Origin of the sequence: Mycobacterium kiyosense (assembly GCA_021654635.1) — a bacterium.
Lineage (GTDB): Bacteria > Actinomycetota > Actinomycetes > Mycobacteriales > Mycobacteriaceae > Mycobacterium > Mycobacterium kiyosense.
The window spans coordinates 482005-503168 of the sequence record AP025179.1; the positions used below are offsets into that span (position 1 = coordinate 482005).

Annotated in this window: 14 protein-coding genes and 2 pseudogenes; 7 read left to right on the plus strand and 9 right to left on the minus strand. The window is 74.4% G+C overall.

The features are described 5' to 3' along the window. Positions 1-133: 133 nt before the first annotated feature. The 3 genes from L6444_RS02310 (at position 134) to L6444_RS02320 (ending at position 1771) form a co-directional block, all read left to right on the plus strand. On the plus strand, positions 134-913 hold the full coding sequence (locus L6444_RS02310) for a hypothetical protein (RefSeq protein ID WP_236984662.1): 780 nt from the start codon (positions 134-136) through the stop codon (positions 911-913). A 420-nt stretch (positions 914-1333) separates the two neighbouring features. After that, a complete protein-coding gene (locus tag L6444_RS02315) occupies positions 1334-1543 on the plus strand; it encodes a hypothetical protein (RefSeq protein WP_236984665.1) in 210 nt (69 codons plus the stop codon). A gap of 6 nt (positions 1544-1549) precedes the next feature. Then, complete coding sequence (locus L6444_RS02320) at positions 1550-1771, plus strand: hypothetical protein (protein ID WP_236980150.1); 222 nt, start codon at positions 1550-1552, stop codon at positions 1769-1771. A 731-nt stretch (positions 1772-2502) separates the two neighbouring features. Here L6444_RS02320 and L6444_RS02325 read toward each other — a convergent pair. The 8 genes and pseudogenes from L6444_RS02325 to L6444_RS02360 form a co-directional block, all read right to left on the minus strand. Then, positions 2503-2874: a hypothetical protein gene (locus tag L6444_RS02325; RefSeq protein ID WP_236980152.1), complete on the minus strand. Its 372-nt coding sequence runs from the start codon at positions 2872-2874 to the stop codon at positions 2503-2505. A 482-nt stretch (positions 2875-3356) separates the two neighbouring features. Beyond that, positions 3357-4157, minus strand: a complete 801-nt coding sequence (locus L6444_RS02335; protein WP_236980154.1) for a hypothetical protein — start codon at positions 4155-4157, stop codon at positions 3357-3359. After that, on the minus strand, positions 4117-5541 hold the full coding sequence (locus tag L6444_RS02340; RefSeq protein WP_236984666.1) for a hypothetical protein: 1425 nt from the start codon (positions 5539-5541) through the stop codon (positions 4117-4119). The genes L6444_RS02335 and L6444_RS02340 overlap by 41 nt, the downstream gene beginning before the upstream one ends. Beyond that, a complete protein-coding gene (locus L6444_RS30385) occupies positions 5445-8345 on the minus strand; it encodes a PE family protein (protein WP_459551901.1) in 2901 nt (966 codons plus the stop codon). The genes L6444_RS02340 and L6444_RS30385 overlap by 97 nt, the downstream gene beginning before the upstream one ends. Positions 8346-8548: 203 nt before the next feature. Further along, entirely contained in the window at positions 8549-8977 is a 429-nt protein-coding gene (locus tag L6444_RS30005; protein ID WP_255731135.1) for a hypothetical protein, read from the minus strand. 354 nt (positions 8978-9331) lie between these two features. Further along, positions 9332-11286 (minus strand): annotated as a pseudogene (locus L6444_RS02355) (PE family protein); the annotation flags it as partial. 351 nt (positions 11287-11637) lie between these two features. Then, positions 11638-11832, minus strand: a complete 195-nt coding sequence (locus L6444_RS30390) for a hypothetical protein (protein ID WP_459551902.1) — start codon at positions 11830-11832, stop codon at positions 11638-11640. After that, complete coding sequence (locus L6444_RS02360; RefSeq protein ID WP_459551903.1) at positions 11829-14396, minus strand: PE family protein; 2568 nt, start codon at positions 14394-14396, stop codon at positions 11829-11831. Before L6444_RS02360 ends, L6444_RS30390 begins: the two co-directional genes overlap by 4 nt. A gap of 343 nt (positions 14397-14739) precedes the next feature. Here L6444_RS02360 and L6444_RS02365 point away from each other — a divergent pair, with 343 nt between their 5' ends. Both L6444_RS02365 and L6444_RS02370 read left to right on the plus strand, forming a co-directional pair. Further along, entirely contained in the window at positions 14740-15879 is a 1140-nt protein-coding gene (locus L6444_RS02365; RefSeq protein WP_236980157.1) for a CoA transferase, read from the plus strand. Then, a pseudogene (locus L6444_RS02370) lies at positions 15873-17176 on the plus strand (amidohydrolase family protein). Before L6444_RS02365 ends, L6444_RS02370 begins: the two are co-directional and overlap by 7 nt. Here L6444_RS02370 and L6444_RS02375 read toward each other — a convergent pair. Further along, positions 17161-18069 (minus strand): alpha/beta hydrolase, encoded by a 909-nt coding sequence (locus L6444_RS02375; protein ID WP_236980159.1) that lies wholly within the window; start codon positions 18067-18069, stop codon positions 17161-17163. The pseudogene L6444_RS02370 and the gene L6444_RS02375 overlap by 16 nt on opposite strands. A gap of 387 nt (positions 18070-18456) precedes the next feature. Here L6444_RS02375 and L6444_RS02380 point away from each other — a divergent pair, with 387 nt between their 5' ends. Further along, on the plus strand, positions 18457-19656 hold the full coding sequence (locus L6444_RS02380; protein WP_236980161.1) for an alpha/beta hydrolase: 1200 nt from the start codon (positions 18457-18459) through the stop codon (positions 19654-19656). 43 nt (positions 19657-19699) lie between these two features. Beyond that, positions 19700-21109 carry a WS/DGAT/MGAT family O-acyltransferase gene (locus tag L6444_RS02385; RefSeq protein ID WP_236980163.1) on the plus strand — a complete coding sequence of 470 codons (1410 nt, stop codon included), beginning with the start codon at positions 19700-19702 and terminating at the stop codon, positions 21107-21109. The last annotated feature ends 55 nt before the right edge of the window (positions 21110-21164 follow it).

Sequence of the window (21164 nt, forward strand, 5' to 3'; positions counted from 1 at the left end):
GGCCGTCGGAACCGTCTGCACCGTTGCCGCCGATACCACCGTCGCCGCCGCTGCCGTAGGTGCCGCCTCTACCGCCGGCGCCACCGGTACCGCCGTCAGCGCCAGGTGTGGAAGGCGTGTATCCGGCCCCACCGTGTCCGCCGTTGCCGGCCGGAGCAGTGGGGATGGCACCGTCGCTGCCGTCGGCGCCGGCTGTGGAGCCGCTACCGCCAGTGCCACCGCCTCCGGCCCTGCCCGGGTTGCCGCCGTTGCCGCCGGCCCCGCCGGTCGTGTAGCTCGCGACGCCCGCCGCGCCGCTGCCGCCGTCACCGGGTGTCCCGGCGTTCCCACCGTTGCCGGCCGCGGCGCCGGCAGCAGTGCTGCCGTTGCTGGCGCCGTTCTGTCCGGCGCCGCCGACGCCGCCGTTGCCGCCGTCCCCGCCGTTGGCGCCGTTGCCGCCGCTGCCGCCGTTCTCGCCGCCGCCGACGCCGTTGCCGTAGAGGGTGGAACCGGACTGTCCGTCGCGACCGGTCCAACCGGTACCACCCGAGCCGCCGTTGCCTCCAACGCCCGCGGCCCCGCCACTACCGCCGTGCTGCCCGGCACCGTAGCCGATGCCGCCCGCACCACCGTTTCCGCCGCTACCGCCGGCCTGACCGTCGGTGCCGTCGTGGTGCGTCGCGGTGCCGTCGACGCCGTTGGCGCCGGCTATACCCTTGCCGCCGGCACCGCCGTCGCCGCCGTTGCCCTGCGATCCGCCGTTACCGCCGGCGCCGCCGTTACCACCGCTGGACCCTGCGGCAGCGGACGTGTAACCCGCGCCGCCCTTACCGCCGTTACCGGCCGAGCCGACAATCGAGGCGCCGGCGCTTCCGGCGTTGCCGGCGGAACCACCGGAGCCGCCAGTGCCGGCCGCACCGGCCGTTCCGCCTAAGCCGGCGGTGCCGACGTTGCCGCCGCTGCCGCCGTTGCCGCCGTGGATGTAAGCGGAGGTACCGTCTGCGCCGTTGCCGCCGTCGCCCGGTCGTCCGGCGTTGCCACCGTTGCTGGCGTTGCCGCCGTTGCCATTGGTGCCTACGCTGCCGGCCGTGCCGCCGTTGGTCGCGCCGGCAGCCCCGCCGCCACCACCGGCCCCGCCGTTACCGCCCTTGCCGCCGTTGCCGCCGTTGCCGCCGTTGTAGCCGCCGCCGTTGTTGCCGGCAGTGTTGTTGACGCCTGAGACACCGTCGGCGCCGCGCGCACCGGCCCCGCCGTTACCTGCGGTTCCGGCCGAGCCGCCGTTGCCCCCGCTGCCGCCACTGCCCGCGGTCCCGGCAGTGCCGCCGGATGCGCCGCCGGCGCCCCGGCTCCACCCGTGCCGCCGCTGCCGGCGTTGCCGCCGCGCAGGCCGTCCTGGCCGGTGCCGCTGGTGTTCGCGCCGCTGGCGCCCTCCAGGCCGCTGCCGCCGTTGCCGCCGGTGCCGCCGTTGCCGCCCGCGCCGCCGTTCCCGTCGACGGTGCCGGCCGTCGCGGACGCGCTGCGGGTGCCGCCGTTGCCGCCCTGGCCGCCGGTCCCGCCACCCTGACCGTTAGTGCCGTCCGGGCTGGTGGTGCTGGTCCCATCGGTTCCGGCCGCGCCGTTGGCGCCGTTACCGCCGTTGCCGCCGTTGCCGCCGCTGGCGCCGGCGCCGTTGCTGCCGGCCGCGCCGGCGCCGTTGCCGCTGGTGCTGCCGGCGGCGTTGGCGCCCTTGGTTCCGGCCGATCCAACGGTGCCGGCGTTGCCGCCGGCCCCGCCCTTACCGCCGTTGAGGTAGCTGGCGGTGCCATCAGCCGCGCCCCCCGACCCGCCGGCGCCGGCGTTTCCGCCGTTGCCCGCGGTGCCGCCGGTGCCGTTACCGGCCGAGGTGGTGCCATCGCCGTTGAGGCCGCCGGCGCCGGCCTTACCGCCGTTGCCGCCGGTACCGCCGTTACCGCCGTTACCGCCGTTGGAGGCCCCGCCCAGCCCGTTAGCGCCGTTGGTGACCCCGGCGACCCCGTCAGCGCCCCTGGCGCCGTACCCGCCGGCCCCGGCGTTGCCGCCGTTACCGCCGTTAGAACCGATCTGACCGCTGCCGTTGGCTGCTGCCGAGGCGCTGCCGTCACCGTTGAGGCCCTTGGCGCCGCCGCCGCCGGCCGCGCCGTTACCGCCGGCCCCGCCGGCCCCACCCTTACCGCCATCACCGACACCGGTGCCGTAGTTGACCCCGGTGATGCCGTTGGCCCCGGCCGCCCCGGCGCCACCATTGCCCGCGGTCCCGGCCGCCCCACCGTTGCCGCCGGCCCCGCCGGCACCGGTGGTGCCGGTCGCTCCGCCGGCCGCACCGCCCTGGCCGCCGGCCCCGCCGCCACCAGCCCCGGCGTCACCACCCTCTTGCCCGGCATTACCGACACCGTTGGCGGTGGTGCCCGTGGCGTCAGCGCCCTTGACCCCGGAACCACCGGCCCCGCCGACCCACCGGCGCCGCCGGCGCCGTTGCCGTCCACGGTGCCCACAGTGTTGGCCGCGCTACGCGCCCCACCGGCACCACCCTGGCCGCCCTCCCGGCGTTCCCGCCGGTCGTACCGCTGTCCCCGGACTGACCCCGTCGTGACCGGCCGCGCCGTTGGCGCCGTTACCCCCGTTGCCGCCGTTGCCGCCGCTGGCGCCGGCGCCGTTGCTGCCGGCCGCGCCGGCGCCGTTGCCGCTGGTGCTGCCGGCGGCGTTGGCGCCCTTGGTTCCGGCCGATCCAACGGTGCCGGCGTTGCCGCCGGCCCCGCCCTTACCGCCGTTGAGGTAGCTGGCGGTGCCATCAGCGCCGCGCCCCCGACCCGCCGGCGCCGGCGTTTCCGCCGTTGCCCGCGGTGCCGCCGGTGCCGTTACCGGCCGAGGTGGCGCCATCACCGTTGAGGCCGCCGGCGCCGCCCGCCGTTGCCGCCGGTACCGCCGTTACCGCCGTTACCGCCGTTGGAGGCCCCGCCCAGCCCGTTAGCGCCGTTGGTGACCCCGGCGACCTCTGCCGCGCCCCTGGCGCCGTACCCGCCGGCCCCGGCGTTGCCGCCGTTACCGCCGTTAGAACCGATCTGACCGCTGCCGTTGGCTGCTGCCGAGGCGCTGCCGTCACCGTTGAGGCTTGGCGCCGCTGGCGCCGCCGGCCGCGCATTACCGCCGGCCCCGCCGGCCCCACCCCTACCGCCATCACCGACACCGGTGCCGTAGTTGACCCCGGTGATGCCGTTGGCCCCGGCCGCCCCGGCGCCACCATTGCCCGCGGTCCCGGCCGCCCCACCGTTGCCGCCGGCCCGCCGGCACCGGTGGTGCCGGTCGCTCCGGCCGGCCGCACCGCCCTGGCCGCCGGCCCCGCCGGCGCCACCAGCCCGGCGTCACCACCTTTGCCCGGCATTACCGACACCGTTGGCGGTGGTGCCCGTGGCGTCAGCGCCCTTGACCCCGGAACCACCGGCCCCGCCGACCCCACCGGCGCCGCCGGCGCCGCCGTTGCCGTCCACGGTGCCCACAGTGTTGGCCGCGCTACGCGCCCCACCGGCACCACCCTGGCCGCCGCTCCCGGCGTTCCCGCCGGTCGTACCGCTGTCCCCGGGACTGACCCCGTCGTGACCGGCCGCGCCATTAGCGCCGTTACCGCCCGCACCACCGTTGCCGCCGCTGGCGCCCAATCCACTGGCCGCCGGACTGGGGCTACCACCCGGTCCGGTCCCCACAGCGCCACCGGCACCGACCGCGCCGGCGTTGCCGCCGGCCCCGCCCTTACCGCCGTTGAGGTAGCTGGCGGTGCCATCAGCACCCCGGCCGCCAGCGGCCCCAGCCCCGGCGTTACCGCCGACACCACCGGCACCGCCGGCGCCCTGGACCGTGCCGTCCGCGCCGCCGCCACCCACGGTGGTGCCTTTCAGACCCGCGGTGCCACCCGTTCCGCCGTTGCCGCCGGTACCGCCGCTGCCGCCGTTGCCGCCGTCCTGACCGCCACCGAGTCCGTTGCCGTACTGGCTGGACCCGGCCACCCGTCGCGCCCTTGGCGCCGGCGCCGCCGTAGCCGCCGGCCCCGCCAGCCCCGCCGCTGGAGGCGTTGCCCCCATTACCGTTGGTGCCCACAGAGGCCCCGACCCGCCGGCGGCGCCGCCGTTACCGCCGTTGCCGCCGTTGGCGCCGGCCCGGTCCACCACCGTTCCCGCCGTTTTGGCCGCCGCCGACACCGGTGCCGTAGGCGTTTTGCCCGGCCACCCCGGCCGCGCCGGTGATACCGACTCCGCCCTTGCCGGCAGTGCCCGCGTTACCGCCGCTCCCGGCCGCGCCGCCGTTGCCGGCGCTACCGGCGACCCCGCCGCCGGTCCCGGCGCCACCGGCCGCACCGCCCTGACCGCCGTCACCGCCCCTGCCGCCGGCCCCGGCGCTGCCACCATCCTGGCCGGCTCCGACTCCGTTGCCGTAATTCTGTGCGGACCCGTCATGACCGTCGGCGCCCGAACCGCCCTGACCGCCGGCGCCACCCTTACCGCCGGCACCACCGGTACCACCGTGGGTCTGTGCTCCCGCGGGGGTTTGCGAGCCACTGGCCGTACCACCGGCACCACCCTGACCGCCCCGGCCACCGTCACCGCCGGCGGTTCCGCTGGCGCCAGGCGTAGTACTACTGACACCGCTGGCGCCGTTCGCGCCATTACCGCCGGCACCGCCGTTGCCGCCGTTGGCGCCGAACCCTGGGTTGGCCGTGCCGCCGCCCGCGTTCGCGCCTCCTGCGCCGACCGTGCCGGCATTTCCGCCGGCCCCGCCCTTGCCGCCATCGAGGTAGGAGCTACCGGTGACGCCGTCAGCGCCGCGGCCGCCGTCACCGGCGATCCCGGCGTTGCCGCCCACACCCCCGGACGCGTTGGCGCCGTTGTTGCCGGCCGTGGCGGTGCCGCCGAAGACCTGACCACCGGTGCCGCCGCTACCACCGGCGCCGCCCTGACCGCCGTTGCCCCCGTTGCCGCCGTCCTGACCGCCACCGACACCGTTGCCGTATTGGCTGGACCCGGCCACCCCGTTGGCACCGGTGGCGCCCGCGCCGCCAGCTCCGCCGGCGCCGCCCACACCACCGCCGCTGGCATTGCCGCCGTTCCCGTAGCTGCCGGTGGTACCGCCGGTGCCGCTGCCTGCGGCCCCGCCTTTACCGCCGTTGCCACCGTTGGCGCCTTTACCGCCGTCACCGCCGGTACCGCCACTTTGGCCGCCGCCGACACCGGTGTTGTAAGCGTTCTGGCCAGCGATGCCGTTGGCCCCGGTCGCGCCGGCTCCGCCCTTGCCGGCGGTGCCGGCGTCGCCACCATTGCCGGCGTTGCCGCCGCTACCGGCGTTGCCCGCGACCCCGCCGCCGGTCCCGGCGCCGCCGGCGTCACCGCCGCGGCCGCCATCGCCACCGGCGCCACCGGCGCCTGCGCTGCCGCCGCTTTGTCCGTTGCCGCCCGGCCCGCTCAATGCGTAACCGCTGGCCCCGTCCAGGCCGCTACCGCCCTTGCCGCCGGCACCGCCGTTGCCGCCGGTGCCGCCGGTGCCGCCGTGTGTCTGCACGCCGGCCGCGGTCTGGCTGCCGCTGGCGGTGCCGCCGGCGCCGCCGGCGCCACCCTTGCCGCCGTTGGTTCCGGCGGTGCCGCTGTCGCCGGGGTTGAGGCCGCTGGTGCCGGCGCCACCGTTGGCGCCATTACCGCCGGCGCCGCCGTTGCCGCCGTTGGCACCGAACCCGGCGCTGCCGGCCGCGCCGACCCCGAGGTCAGCGGGATTAGTGCTGCCCGCAGCGTTAGCCCCACCGGCGCCCGCGGTACCCACCGCGCCGGCGTTGCCGCCCTCCCGTTGCCGCCGTCGATGTTGGCGGTGCCGGCCACGCCGTCGGCGCCCTTACCGCCGGTGCCGCCCGCCCCGGCCGCGCCGCCGTTGCCGCCGGTGCCGCCGGTGCCATCGGCGGCGTGAGTGCTACTGCCGCCGTTGAGCCCGCCGGCGCCGGCCTTACCGCCGCCACCGCCGGTGCCGCCGCCGCCGCCGTTACCGGCGTCGGTGCCCGCACCGAGCCCATTGGCCGTGGTGACCCCGGCCTTGCCGTCGACACCATTCGCGCCGGTGCCGCCGGCGCCGGCGTTGCCGCCGTTGCCGCCGTTGGAGCCGGTCGCGCCGTTGCCGTTGGCTGCTGCCGAGGCGCTGCCGTCACCGTTGAGGCCCTTAGCGCCGCCGTTGCCGCCGGCCGCGCCGTTACCGCCGGCCCCACCGTTACCGCCTTTACCGCCGTCACCGACACCGGTGCCGTAGTTGACCCCGGTGATCCCGTTGGCCCCGGCCGCCCCGGCCCCGCCGTTACCCGCGGTCCCGGCCGCCCCACCGTTACCGCCGGCCCCGCCGGCACCGGTCGTGCCGGTCGCTCCACCGGCCGCGCCGCCCCTACCGCCGGCCCCGCCGTTACCACCGGCCCCGGCGCTACCACCGGTCTGCCCGGCGTTACCCACCACGCCGGCGGTGGTCCCGCTGCCATCAGCACCCTTGACCCCACTACCACCGGCCCCACCGACCCCGCCAGCGCCACCGGCGCCGCCGTTACCGTCCACGGTGCCCGCAGTACCGGCCGCGCTACGCGCCCCACCGGCACCACCATCGCCGCCCTTACCGGCATTCCCGCCGGTCGTACCGCTGTCCCCGGGACTGACACCGTCGTGACCGGCCGCGCCGTTACCGCCGTTACCGCCCGCACCACCGTTGCCGCCGCTGGCGCCCAATCCACTGGCCGCCGGACTGGGGCTACCACCCGGTCCGGTCCCGACTGCGCCACCGGCTCCGACCGCGCCGGCGTTGCCGCCGGCGCCGCCCTTACCGCCGTCGAGGTAGCTGGTGCTGCCGGCTAGACCATCAGCACCGTGGCCGCCGGCGGCTCCAGCACCGGCGTTACCACCCACACCACCGGCTCCGCCAGCACCCTGGGTGGCGGTGGTGACGCCGTTGCCGTCTTGTCCGGCAGTCCCGCCCGTTCCGCCTTTACCGCCGGTACCGCCGCTACCGCCGTTGCCGCCGTCCTGACCGCCACCGAGCCCGTTGCCGTACTGGCTGGACCCCGCCACCCGTTGGCGCCGGTGGCACCGCGCCTCCGGCGCCGCCCGCACCACCTGCGCCACCGCTGCTGGCGTTTCCGCCGTGCCCGTAGTTGCCGGCGCTGCCACCGGCGCCGTTGCCGGCGAGGCCGGCCGCGCCGCCCTTGCCGCCATTGGCGCCGTTACCACCGGCCCCACCGGCCCCGCCGTCCTGACCGCCACCGATACCGGTGCCGTACTCGTTGACACCCGCGACTCCGTTGGAGCCGCTTGCTCCGGCCCCACCCTTACCCGCCGTACCCGCCGAGCCACCGTCGCCGGCGTCACCGCCGCTACCCGCGGTGCCGGCCACTCCGCCACCGGTCCCGGCGCCACCGGCGTCTCCGCCCTGCCGCCGGCCCCGCCGTCGCCGCCTGCCCCCGCGTTGCCACCGCTCTGTCCGGCGCTGACGCCGTTGCCGTACTGGTTGACCCCGAGCACCCCGTTGTTGCCGTCGAGCCCGCTACCACCGTCACCGCCGGTGCCACCGTCACCGCCGGCGCCGCCGTTACCGCCGTGCGTCTGGACCCCGGCCGAAGTCTGGCTCCCACTGGCAGTACCGCCGCCGCCGCCCGCGCCGCCCTTGCCGCCGATGGTTCCGGCGGTGCCGCTGTCGCCGGGGTTGAGGCCGCTGGTGCCGGCGCCACCGTTGGCGCCATTACCGCCGGCGCCGCCGTTGCCGCCGTTGGCACCGAACCCGGCGCTGCCGGCCGCGCCGACCCCGAGGTCAGCGGGATTAGTGCTGCCCGCAGCGTTAGCCCCACCGGCGCCCGCGGTACCCACCGCGCCGGCGTTGCCGCCCTTGCCACCGTTGCCGCCGTCGATGTTGGCGGTGCCGGCCACGCCGTCGGCGCCCTTACCGCCGGTGCCGCCCGCCCCGGCCGCGCCGCCGTTGCCGCCGGTGCCGCCGGTGCCATCGGCGGCGTGAGTGCTACTGCCGCCGTTGAGCCCGCCGGCGCCGGCCTTACCGCCGCCACCGCCGGTGCCGCCGCCGCCGCCGTTACCGGCGTCGGTGCCCGCACCGAGCCCATTGGCCGTGGTGACCCCGGCCTTGCCGTCGACACCATTCGCGCCGGTGCCGCCGGCGCCGGCGTTGCCGCCGTTGCCGCCGTTGGAGCCGGTCGCGCCGTTGCCGTTGGCTGCTGCCGAGGCGCTGCCGTCACCGTTGAGGCCCTTAGCGCCGCCGTTGCCGCCGGCCGCGCCGTTACCACCGGCCCCACCGGCCCCGCCTTTACCGCCGTCACCGACACCGGTGCCGTAGTTCACCCCGGTGATGCCGTTGGCGCCGTTGGCGCCTGTACCGCCATCACCCGCGGTGCCTGCAGCCCCGCCGTTACCGCCGGCCCCACCGGCCCCGGTGGTGCCAGCACCGCCGCCGTAGGTACCCGCGATGCCGGCCGCGCCGCCTTTACCTCCGCCGCCACCGTTGCCGCCGGCCCCGGCGTTCCCGCCGGTCCCGCCGGAGTTGCCTACCCCTGCTGCGGTCGTGCCGGTCGCATCCGCACCGTCGATGCCGGACCCACCGGCACCACCGACACCACCGCTGCCGCCCGTGCCACCAGTACCGCCGGTGGTGCCGACCCGACCGGCCGCGCCGCCCTTACCGCCGTCGCCGCCCCTGCCGCCGTCAGTTCCACTGGTGCCGCTGGCCCCGGCGCCGACGCCGTCCTTGCCGGCTGTGCCGGCCGCGCCGTCTCCGCCGGCCCCGCCGTTACCGCCGTTGACGCCCGCGCCGTCGTGTCCGCTCGCGCCGTCGGGGCCGATGCCGTTGTGGCCGCCCTGGCCACCCAGTCCGGACAGCCCGGCGTTACCGCCGTCGCCGCCGGTGCTGCCGTCAAGGTGGGCGACGGTGCCGTCGGCGCCGCGACCACCGTCTCCGGCGGCTCCGGCCGCGCCACCGTCGCCACCCGCGCCGTTGGCGCCCGCGGCGGCAGCGTTGCCGATGCCCTTTACCTGACCAGCCGCGCCGCCGGCGCCGCCTTGGCCACCGGTCCCACCGCTACCGCCGTTGCCGCCGGTCTGACCCGCGACACCCGCCGTCGTGCTGTCCTTGCCGTCGACCCCGCCCCGCCGGCCCCGCCGGTCGCACCGTTGCCGCCGGCCCCGCCCGCCCCGGCGTTACCGCGCACCGAGCCCCCGTTGCCGCCGTAACCACCCGTGCCGCCGTTACCGCCGGCAGTGCCGTCGGTGCCGCTGTCGCCGGGGCTGATACCGGAGGTGCCGGCCTTGCCGACCGCGCCGTTGCCGCCGGCGCCACCCGCCCCGCCGTTGCCGTAATTGCCGCCGTTACCACCGTGGCCGCCGTTGCCGCCACTGGCGCCGGCGACGGTGCCGGTCGATGCGTCATATCCGGCCCCGCCGTTACCGCCGTTGCCACCCGCTCCGGTGACGGTGGTGCCCGCCGCTCCGTGCTGGCCGATGACCGAGCCGTAGCCGCCGGCGCCGCCGCTGGCCGCTCCGGCGCCGTTATTGCCGCCGTTTCCGCCGTTTCCGCCGTTGGGGCTGGCTGCGTTGCCGGCCGCGCCGTTTCCACCGTTACCGCCGAGGCCGCCGGTGCCGCCGGCCCCGCCGTTGCCGCCGCGGCCCATGATTCCGGATTCGCCGAACAGCAGGCCGCCCTTGCCGGCTGCGCCGCCGTTGCCGCCGTTGCCGCCGATGGCCCCGACACCACCGTCGCCGCCGTCTTGGCCGTTACCGCTGGGGAAGGTTCCGTCGGCCCCGTTGGCCCCGGTGGTGCCGATACCACCCTTGCCGCCCATGCCGCCGTTGCCACCGTTGCCGCCGTCGCTGAACAGTAAGCCGCCCCGACCGCCGGCGCCGCCGTTACCACCGTTGCCGCCCGCGATGCCGGTGGTTCCTGCCCCGCCGTTGGCGCCGTTGCCGCCGACGCCGCCGTTGCCGTACAGCCAGCCACCGTTGCCGCCGGCCCCGCCGCCACCGCCGTTGAAGCCGGCGCCGCTGGATCCGCCGCTGCCGCCGACGCCGCCGGTGCCGAGTAGCCAGCCCGCGTTGCCGCCCCGTCCGCCGATGCCGCCGGCGTTGGCGCCGGCCCGCCGGTTCCACCGGCCCCGCCGGAGCCGTACAGCCCGCCGGTTCCACCGGCGCCGCCGAGGCCGCCGTCGCCGGTGCTGCCGATACCTCCGACGCCGCCGGCGCCGCCCGAACTGCCGGACAGCCAGCCGGCGTCGCCGCCGTCGCCGCCGCTGCCGCCGGTGGAGCCGGTGCCGCCGCCGCCACCGGCGCCACCCGCGCCGGCCAGCAAGCCGCCGTGGCCGCCGTCACCACCGGTACCGGCGTGGCCGCCGACCGAGGGCCCGGCACCGCCGGCGCCGCCGGCCCCACCGTCGCTGATCAGCCAGGCGTCGCCGCCGCGGCCACCGGCCCCGCCGACGCCGGTCGGACTGGTGTTGCCGCCGCCGGCGCCGCCGGTGCCGCCGTCGCCGTATATCCAGCCGCCGCTGCCGCCGGACGCGCCGGCACCACCGCTGGCGCCGGTGCCGCCGGCACCGCCGATACCACCGGTGCCGATCAGCCACGCCCGGCCGCCGGCGCCACCCGCGCCACCGAAGCCGTAGGAATTCAGGTTGGCGCCACCGGCGCCACCGGCGCCACCGGAGCCGTATAGCCATCCACCGTTGCCGCCGGCACCGCCGGCGCCACCGTTGGCGGTGGTCGAGGCACCGCCGGCGCCACCCGCGCCGCCGTTGCCGATCAGGCCGGCATTGCCGCCGGCCCCGCCGGCCTGTCCGGCGGCCCCGCCTGCGCCGGCGCCGCCATTGCCGAATAGCAATCCGCCGGCCTGCCCGGCGCCGCCGGGCGTGGTGGCGTTGGCGCCGTCGCCGATCAGTGGCCGGTTCAGCAGTGTTTCGGTCGGCGCGTTGATGACGTTGAGGACGGCTTGCCCGAGGCCCTGTAAGGGTGCCGCCGCGGCGGCCTCGGCCTGGGCGTAGGAGCCTGCCCCGGCGGACAGGTTCTGCAGGAACTGCGCGTGGAATGCCGCGGCTTGGGCGCTGATCGATTGGTAGGCCGCGCCGTGGCTGCCGAACAGCGCCGCGATGGCGGTCGACACCTCGTCTTGGGCTGCCGCCAGGACGTTGGTCGTGGACGTGACCGCGACGGCGTTGGCCGTCTCCAGCGTCTCGCCGATGGCGGCCAGGTTGGAGGCCGCGGCACTGAGCACGTCGGGGGCTGCGATTAGGTACGACATAGGGAACCGTCCACTACTAGGTCACGACCTCAGAGGTCGTGACGTGTCCCCCGGTCATGCTGATTGGCAGAGCTGATACTTACGATAACTCGACTTGTGTCAAACCAGACTAGCTTTCACTCAAAAAGGGAGAAATTCATCCAAATAGTTTTTACGGACGGGATCTCACCCCAACCGAGATGATCTGCACGGCGGCTTCTGCTATCGGGAGATCGGTTCCGCCGGTTACCCGTGACCACTGGTACCGGATCGCGGGATTAACGGCCTAGTAAGGCCGACATCCACCGGCCAGCCGTGCGCGAACTGGCTGGCACCGTCACCCACTGGCTGCGGAACTTGCCTGGCTGGGTGTCAACCCGCCGGACCGGTTGACCCGTCCTGGCCGAAGAACCCGCCGTGGCCGGCGCCGCCACCGGTTCCGCCGGTTCCGGTGGGCGTCCCCTTGCCACCGGCGCCACCGGCGCCACCGTTACCACCGTTGCCGATGATGGTGGCGCTGCCGCCGTTACCTCCGCCGCCGCCGGGTCCACCGCTCAGGTTGTTCACGTTGTCGCCGCCGGCGCCGCCGGCGCCGCGCCGCCGCCGCTGCCGAAGATGAATCCGCTGTTGCCGGCCGCACCGCCGTGGCCGCCGGCCGCGCCGACGCCGTTGACGCCACTGCCGGAGCCGCCCGCTCCGCCGCCGCCGCCCGACCCGCCGTCACCGAAGAGGATGAAGTTGCCGGCGCCGTTGCCGCCGGCACCGCCGGCACCGCCAACCGCCGTGGCCGATCCGATCCCACCGGCGCCGCCGTGTCCGCCGAGCGCACCGTTGCCCCAGATGAAGCCGGTGGCGCCGGCGCCGCCGCCCTGGCCACCACTGCCGGCCGCCGAGCCGGTGCCGGCGAGGCCGCCATTGCCGCCGCTGCCGCCTGCGCCGCCGCTGCCGAACAGCCACGCCCGGCCGCCGTTGCCGCCGGCACCGCCGAGGGCTCCGGTGCCCAGCGCGTTGCCGGTTCCACCGGTTCCGCCGCCGCCGCCGTGACCGCCGACGCCCCAGATCCACCCGGCGTCACCGCCGGCACCGCCAGCGCCGCCGGTACCGGAACCGGCGATGGTGACCAGGCCGTTGCCACCGGTGCCACCGGCACCGCCGAAGCCGAACAGAATGCCGGCGGTTCCGCCGTTACCGCCGCTCCAGCCGTTTCCGTCGGCCACCGTGGCCACCCCGTTGCTACCGGTGCCGCCGTGGCCGCCGCTGCCCAGCAGCCACGCTCGGCCGCCGTTACCCCCGTTGCCGGGGACTTCGACGCCGCCGTTGCCGCCGTGTCCGCCGTTGCCGAACAGCAGGCCGCCGTTGGCGCCGGCTCGGCCGGTGCCTCCGTCGCCGCCGTTGCCGATCAGCAGTCCGGCCCGGCCGGCGGTGCCGCCGATGACGCCGTTGCCACCATCACCGCCGCTGCCGAGCAGGTAGGAGTTACCGCCACCGCCGCCGATTCCGTTGCCGATTCCGTTGCCCAGTCCGCTGGAACCGGCGTTACCCCCGTCGCCGCCGCACCCGAGCAGGAATCCGGAGTTGCCGCCGTTGGCGCCGTTGCCGCCGAAGCCGCCGGTGCTGTTGCCGCCGCTGCCGCCGTGGCCGCCGTTGCCGATCAGCCAGGCGTTGCCGGCAGTTCCACCGTTGCCCGCGATCCCGTTGAGGAAGGTGGTCGAGCCGCCGTGGCCGCCGGAGCCGCCGGAGCCGAGCAGGATCCCGGCGTTTGCTCCGGCGCCACCGCCGCCGCCGTCGCCGGACACGCTGTTGCCGCCGCTGCCGCCGTGGCCGCCGCTGCCGAGCAGCCAGGCGTTGCCGCCGGCTCCGCCCGCGCCGCCCGAGCCGCTGCCGCCGAGGTTGGCGCCGCCGTTACCGCCGTGCCCGCCGCCGCCGAGCAGTAGACCGCCGCCGGCTCCTGCCCCGCCGGCCCCGCCGAAGCCGGCCATGCTGTTGCCGCCGGCTCCGCCCCAGCCGCCGAAGCCGAGCAGCCAGGCGGCCCCGCCGGCGCCACCGGCACCGGCATCGGCGCCGACGCTGGATCCGCCGGCTCCGCCCCAGCCGCCGACGCCGACCACAAACGAATTGCCGCCGATGCCGCCCGCGCCACCGGCTCCGGTTCCGCTGGCGTTTCCGCCCGCGCCACCTCCGCCGCCCCAGCCCAGCAGCGCGTTACCACCGTCACCGCCGGCGCCGGCAGCTCCGAGACCTGCGGCGTCGCCACCGTTGCCGCCGTATCCAGCACAGCCGAGCAAGCCGGCGTGGGCGCCGGCCCCGCCGATGCCGCCGGTTCCGGTGAGGCCGGCGTTGCCGCCGCTGCCGCCGGTCCCGCCGCCGCCATAGAGCAGCCCGCCGGCCCCGCCGTTGCCACCGGCGCCGCCATCCGCGCCCACGCTGGATCCACCGGCTCCGCCGGTTCCGCCGTAGCCGAGCAGTCGGGCGGCGCCACCGGCGCCGCCGTGTCCGCCTGCGCCCACACCGCCGGTGCTCGAGCCGCCCAAGCCGCCGGCGCCGCCGTTACCCCACAGCCAGCCGCCGTTGCCACCGGCGCCACCGGACCCTGCTGCCCCGTTCGCCGAGTTGCCGCCGGCGCCGCCGGCACCGCCGTGTCCGATCAGCCCGGCCGATCCGCCGGCGCCACCGTTCTGCCCGGTCCCGCCCGAGCCGCCGCTGCCGCCGTTGCCGTAGATGTAGCCGCCGGGTTGTCCGGCACCGCCCGTTCCGTCGACCCCGTTGGCGCCGTCACCGATCAGGGGGCGACCGAACAGGAAGTTGGTGGGGGCGTTGATCAGGTCGAGCAGCGGCTGCAGGGGGGTTGCGGCCGCGGCTTCTGCGGCCGCGTAGGACTGCGCGCCCGCCGCCATCGCCTGGGTGAACTGCGTGTGGAACGCCGCGGCCTGACCGCTGATGGCCTGGTAAGCCTGCCCGTGGCTGCCGAACAGCGCCGCAATGGCGGTCGACACCTCGTCCTGGGCCGCGGCCAGCAGGCCGGTGGTCGACGCGGCCGCGGCCGCGTTCGCTGTTTCCAGCGACGTGCCGATAACGGCGAGGTTTGACGCCGCGGCGGTCAGCACGTCGGGCGCTGCAATTAAGTACGACATCGGGAACCGTCCACTAACTAGGTCACGACCTCAGAGGTCTTGACATGTCCCCCGGTCATGCTGATTGGCACAAGCCGATACTGACGATAACTCGACTCGGCCCAAAACAGACTAACTTTCACTCAAATAGTGATGAAATCATCCAAACGGTCTCTTGCGGCAGCTCAACCCTGCACCTGATTAGGCCTAGCGCGGGCATCTTCTGCGGCATGGCATCGGTTTCGGTTCTCCCCGAACCGAGTGACGGCGATCGGCCTCCCGGTCACGACAAGCGCCAGGTGAGCACCCTGACGGCGGCCCACCCGCCTGAGTCGTGGCCGATCATGCGCGCAACCATGGAGGAGTGAGTTCGCAGCAGGCCGCCTGGGGCAGTAGTGGGCTGGCCTACCTGACGGGTCGGCCCGACGGCGCCCCCGACTTCTGCCGCGCCGGTGTACTCGAGCGCGCCGCCCGGATTGTCCCCGACGCGGCTGTCCTGCTCGCCGGCCGGGCCGGGTTGCTGGGTCTGACCCGCGGTGGTCGCGTGTCGGCCGGCGGCGCCTCCCGGCTACTGCAGGCCCGTGACGGCTGGTGTGCCATCACGTTGTCCCGCGCCGACGATGTCGCTGTGCTGCCCGCGCTGTTGTGCGAAGACGAGGTGCCCGACGACCCCTGGCCGGTGCTGCAGCGCTGGGTGGCGACGCGGGCGTCGACCGAGATACTCGATCGGGCCGAACTGCTCGACATCCCCGCCGCCGCCCTCGGGGAGGCCGCCGCGGCACCGCCGCGGATTCGCCGGATGGCCCCGCGGGGTCCGGTGCGCAGCACGGCCGGTTTGCTGGTGGCCGATCTGTCCTCGATGTGGGCCGGTCCGCTGTGCGGGTACCTGCTGGCCCGGGCGGGCGCCACCGTCGTGAAGGTGGAAAGCCCTGTCCGGCCCGACGGCACCCGCGCCGGCGACAGCGCCTTCTTCGACTGGATCAACGCGGGCAAGCTGTCCTGCTGCCTGGATTTCGACGGGCACGCCGACGAACTGCGCGCGCTGCTGACGGCCGCCGACGTGGTGATCGAAGCGTCCCGCCCGGACGGGCTGGCGCGCCGCCGGCTCGGCCCCGAGGATCTCGAGCCGCGGCCCGGTCGGGTCTGGCTGCGGATCCGCGGTCACGTTTCACGGCGGCCGGCGTTCGGCGACGACGCCGCCGTGGCCGGCGGTTTGGTCGGCCGCGGTCCGGTGTTCTGCGGCGATGCGATCGCCGACCCGCTGGCCGGGCTGGAAGCATTCGGCGTGGTGTGCGAATCGTTGGAGCGCGGCGGTGGTGAGCTGATCGAGGTGTGCATGGCCGCCGTCGCCGCGACGTACGCCGCGCTGCCCGCCGGCCCGGCGGTCGCGCCGGTCGAGGCGCCCGCGCCGTCTCCACCGCTGGTCGCCGGGAAGGCCGCCGCCTTGGGCGCCGACAACGAGGCGGTGCGCCGCTTGGTCGCGAACCGACGCTGCCCATGTTGATTCAGCGGGCCACGCTGCTGGACGGGTGCGGCGTCGATATCCGGGTCGGCGCGCGGATCGAGGAGGTGGGCCAGCGCTTGGCGCCGCGACGCGGGGAGGGCGTGCTGGACGCCGGCGGCGGCACGGTGCTGCCCGGATTGCACGACCACCACGTGCACCTGCGTTCGGCGGCCTCCGCGCTGGATTCGCTGTCGGTTGGTCCGCCTGCCGTGTTCACCGAAGAGCAACTCCGACAAGCACTTTCGTCTGCGGTGCCCGGGCCGGACGGTTGGATTCGCGCTGTCGGCTATCACGAGTCGGTGGCCGGGGAGCTGAACCGGGCCACCTTGGATGCGGTACTGGCCAACGTTCCGGTGCGCATTCAGCACCGCAGCGGCGCGCTGTGGATGCTCAACTCCGCTGCGCTGGGGCGGGTGGGTCTGGCCGCGCATCCTGACGGGCGGCTGCGCAGCGCGGACCCGTGGTCGGAGGCGCTGCAGCGGCGCGAAACCGATCTCGCCGAACTAAGTCGGCGCATCACCGCGACCGGTGTCACCGGAGTCACCGACGCCACCCCGGATATCGATGCGGCAGAACTGATCTCGCTGATGATGGCGCACCGCAGCGGCGAATTCCGGCCCGGCATCCGGTTGTTGTCGCCGGGCAAGAGGATTCTGCACGACGACGGCCTGGATCTGGATGCGCTGGCTGAGTGGATCGCGCAACGGCACGCGCTGGGGCAGCCGGTCGCCGTGCACTGCGTGACAGCCGCCCAGCTGGTGGTGACGATCGCGGCGTTGCGCGTGGCCGGCAGCCATCCGTTCGATCGGATCGAGCACGCCGCCGTCGTCGCCGACGACAATGTTGCCGACTTGGCCGAGCTGGGTGTCACCGTGGTGACCCAGCCCAACTTCGTCGCCGAGCGGGGGGGACCAGTACCTGACCGACGTGCCGGCCCACGAACACGACCAGCCTGTGGCGGGTCGCGTCGTTGCTGGATGCTCAGATCCCGGTCGCGTTGTCGACGGACATGCCGTTCGGACACGGCGACCCGTGGGCGGCGATGCGGGCCGCGGTTTCTCGCACCACGCGCAGTGGCGCCGTGTTGAATGCGAGCGAATGTGTCTCGGGGCGAACGGCTTTGACGATGTTTCTGGGCTGGCCGGATCGCCCGGACCGGCCGCGCACGGTGGAGATCGGGGAGCCGGGCGATTTGTGTGTGCTTTCCGAACCGCCCGCGGTGGTGCTGGCAGAACTGGATGCCGGACTGGTGGCGGCCACCGTGATCAGGGGCGAACTCGTCTACTTCGCCATGTGACCGAACAGGGCCGGTCGCAGCGCGTCGCACTGCATCCCGAAAAACTGTTGCGAGACACCGGCTTTGGAGGCCACCAGGTCGAAGCCGTGAAACGCGCCCGGGATCGTCTCGAGTTGGCAGGGCACTCCGGCTTCGGTGAGCCGGCGCGCGTATTCGACGTCTTCGTCGTGAAACAGGTCGTGGGTGCCGACGCCGATCCACGCCGGCGGCAGCCCGCTCAGATCGGTGCGGCGCGCCGGGACTGCGCGAGTGGGGTCGGCGTTGCCCAGATAGGAGGTCCAGCCGAACCGGTTGGCCGCCGGGTCCCACAGCCGGAAGTTCGGGTCGGCCGGCGCCGCGGAGCTGCGGTCGTCGAGCATCGGGTAGACCAGCAGCTGAAAGGCGGGCGTGAGTTCGCCGCGGTCGCGGGCCAGCAGCGCCAGCGCCGCCGCCAGGCCGCCGCCCGCGCTGGCTCCCCCGATGGCGACCCGGTCGCGGTCCACTGCGGGCAACGCGGCCAGCCACTCGAGCACCGCGTAGCAGTCCTCGAGGGGAGCGGGGTAGGGGTGCTCGGGGGCCAGCCGATATTCCACTGACGCCACGGTGATCCCCAGTCTGCTGCTAAAACGCAGGCACAGCTCGTCGTCCTGTTGCGCCGAACCCAGCACGTAGCCGCCGCCGTGGATCCATAGCATCGCCGGGCCCGGCTCGAGCGCCTCGGTGGGCCGGTACAGCCGCGCGCCGGCGCCGGACGGCAGGGTGAGGACCTCGACGTCTTTCGGGGTCCGGCCCAGCCGGGTTTGCAGTCCCATCACGGCACGTATCAGCGGCAACGTGCGGGGGCTGGCCAGCCGCTTCGGGGCAAACCGGGCGATGCGGCGCAGATCGGGGTGGACGTCGGCGTTGGCTGCCATCGGACCAGTATCCAAGTTGCCCGCCGGCGGCTTCTCAAGGGGTGGTCGGCCGCCGTACCTAAGTCCGAATATTGTTCTAAATCAACGTATTTCGATGTGTAAGATGGGTGAAGCCCGCCATGGAAGCTCAAAACTGCTGGGCTGCAACAGGTTTAGATGAAATCACCGGAAGTTTCGGGGTCCGGCCCGCCTGCGCCGAGCCGGAGCGGCTTCAGACCTGGACGGATCCCCACCCGGGATCACCCCAGTAGCAAACACCGAAATGATCCCTGAGCATGCATCGGTCAACCCCCCGGCAAGCCCAGTACAACGAGTTTTCGGACTGGGGGCACGCAACCGCGAGATATTGCTGGGTTATTACCCGTCAGTAGGGGTACGCTCCCCTGCATGACGTCGACTGGACAGTCCAAATCCTGCGTCAAGTGGATGTTGCGGGCTGGTCCCGCGGACTACCTGCTGGCACTGAGTCGCGCGGGGGCAGCGCTGCCGGTCATCGGCAAGCACCTGGAACCGCTGGGCACCGTCACCGCGATGAGCGTGTGGGGGATGCGCTTCGCTCCCGAACTGGTGACCGCCACCGCCAAGGGGCGGTTCGCCCCGGGCAGCGGCGAGGTGCGCCGGCGCGAGCGGGACAGCACCAACGACGTCTCGATCGCGGCGCTGCGCGGAACCGTCTCTCCGGAGGAGCTGGACCTGGAGTGGCCGGCGGCCGACCGCCGGCCACCGTTCTGGGAAGCGCTGCGCCGCAGCAAGTATCTGCACCGCCGCGGCGTGCACTACGGCGACCACCCCGCGCAGACGCTGGATGTGTGGCGGCGTAAGGACCTGCCCGCCGAACCCGCTCCGGTGTTGGTGTTCGTGCCCGGTGGGGCCTGGGTACACGGCAGCACCGTCATGCAGGGCACCGCGCTGATGTCGCGGCTGGCCGAGCAGGGCTGGGTGTGCCTGGCGATCAATTACCGGGTCTCACCGCACAACCGCTGGCCGCGGCACATCACCGACGTCAAGACCGCCATCGCCTGGGCGCGGGCCAATGTCGACAAGTTCGGTGGCGACCGCAGTTTCGTCGCGGTCGCGGGCTGCTCGGCCGGCGGGCACCTGGCCGCGTTGGCCGGCCTCACCGACGACGACCCGGCCCATCAGGCGCGGCTGCCCGAGGGCGCCGACAGCTCGGTCGACGCCGTGGTCGGCATCTACGGCCGGTACTGCTGGGAAGACCGCTCCACGCCCGAGCGGGAACGGTTCGTCCAGTTCCTGGAGCGGGTGGTGGTGCAGCGTTCGATCGACCGCAACCCCGACGTGTTCCGCGACGCCTCTCCGATGGCGCGGGTGCACCGAAATGCGCCGCCGTTCTTGGTGATTCACGGCAGCCGGGACAGTGTGATCCCGGTGGCGCAGGCGCGCAGCTTCGTCGAGCGGCTGCGGTCGGTGTCCGCGTCGCTGGTCAACTATGTGGAGCTGCCCGGCGCCGGTCACGGCTTCGACATGACCGACGGCCCCCGGGCCGGCGCGATGGCCCACGCCACCGCCCTGTTCCTCAACCAGGTGCACCGCACCCGGACACAGTTCGCCAAAGAGGTCATCTGATAACCGGCCGCTTGTAAGGTCGCGCTATGGCTAGGGAACTGCGGTGAAACGGCTCACCGGCTGGGACGCGGTACTGCTGTACAGCGAGACGCCCAATGTGCACATGCACACCGTCAAGGTCGCCGTCATCGAGTTGGACGCGGCCAGGCGGGGATTCACCATCGACGCGTTCCGCGAGGTCATCAAGGGCCGGATGGACAAGCTGGTCCCGCTCGGCTATCAGCTGATCGACGTGCCGTACAAGTTCCACCACCCGATGTGGCGGGAGAACTGCGAGATCGACTTCGAGTATCACGTCCGGCCGTGGCGGGTGCCGGCGCCGGGCGGCCGTCGCGAGCTCGACGGGGCGGTCGGGCAGATCGCCAGCACGCCGCTGGACCGTGCCCGTCCGCTGTGGGAGATGTACTTCGTCGAGGGTCTGGCCAACGACCGGATCGCGGTGGTGCTCAAGATCCATCACGCGCTGGCCGACGGCGTCGCATCGGCGAATCTGATGGCCCACGGCATGGATTTGATGCCGACGCCGCAGTCCGAGTCCTACCAACCCGATCCCGCTCCCACCAAGCGCGAGTTGATGAGCACGGCGTTCGTCGACCACATGCGGCACATCAAGCGGATCCCGGGAACGCTCGCCTACACCGCGCAGGGCATCGGCCGGGTGCGACGCAGTTCGCGCAAGCTGTCACCGGAGCTCACCCGCCCGATCGAGCCACCGCCGTCGTTCATGAACCACATGCTCACCCCGGAACGCAGGTTCGCCACCGCGACGCTGGCGCTGGCCGACGTCAAGGAGACCGGCAAGAAGCTCGGCGCGACGATCAACGACATGGTGCTGGCCATGTCCAGCGGTGCGCTGCGCACCCTGTTGTTGCGCTACGACGGCAAGGCCGAGGCGCTGCTGGCCTCGGTGCCGGTGGCCTACGACTTCTCCCCGGAACGCATCTCCGGCAACCATTTCAGCGGGATGATGGTCACAATTCCGACCGACGTGGACGACCCGCTGAAAAGGGTGCAGGCCGCGCACGACAGTGCGGTCTCGGCCAAGGAGAGCCACCAGTTGCTGGGGCCGGAACTGATCAGCCGGTGGGCCGCGTATTGGCCGCCGCGTGCGACCGAGGCCATGTTCCGGTGGCTGTCCAGCCGCGACGGGCAGAACAAGGTGCTGAACCTGAACATCTCCAACGTCCCGGGTCCCCGCGAGCGCGGCCGGGTGGGCGGCGCGCTGGTCACCGAGATCTATTCGGTGGGCCCGCTGACCGCGGGCAGCGGCTTGAACATCACCGTGTGGAGTTACGTCGACCAGCTCAACATCTCGGTGCTTACCGACGGCGCGACGGTCGATGACCCGCACGAGGTGACCGCGGCGATGATCGCCGACTTCGTCGAAATACGCAGGGCGGCAGGTCTTTCCGAGGAGTTGACGGTGGTCCCGGAGGCGATGGCTCAAGCCTGAGCGGGCTTTACACGCACCGGCCGGTTCGTCACGCGGGGTGGCGGCTAACATCTCC

Excerpts from the sequence above, each read along its gene's own strand:
- L6444_RS02325 (WP_236980152.1), bottom strand. The coding sequence starts at position 2,874 with ATGGCGCCACCTCGGCCGGTAACGGCACCGGCGGCACCGCGGGCAACG.
- L6444_RS02375 (WP_236980159.1), bottom strand. The coding sequence starts at position 18,069 with ATGGCAGCCAACGCCGACGTCCACCCCGATCTGCGCCGCATCGCCCGG.
- L6444_RS02360 (WP_459551903.1), bottom strand. The coding sequence starts at position 14,396 with ATGTCGTACTTAATTGCAGCGCCCGACGTGCTGACCGCCGCGGCGTCA.
- L6444_RS02380 (WP_236980161.1), top strand. The coding sequence starts at position 18,457 with ATGACGTCGACTGGACAGTCCAAATCCTGCGTCAAGTGGATGTTGCGG.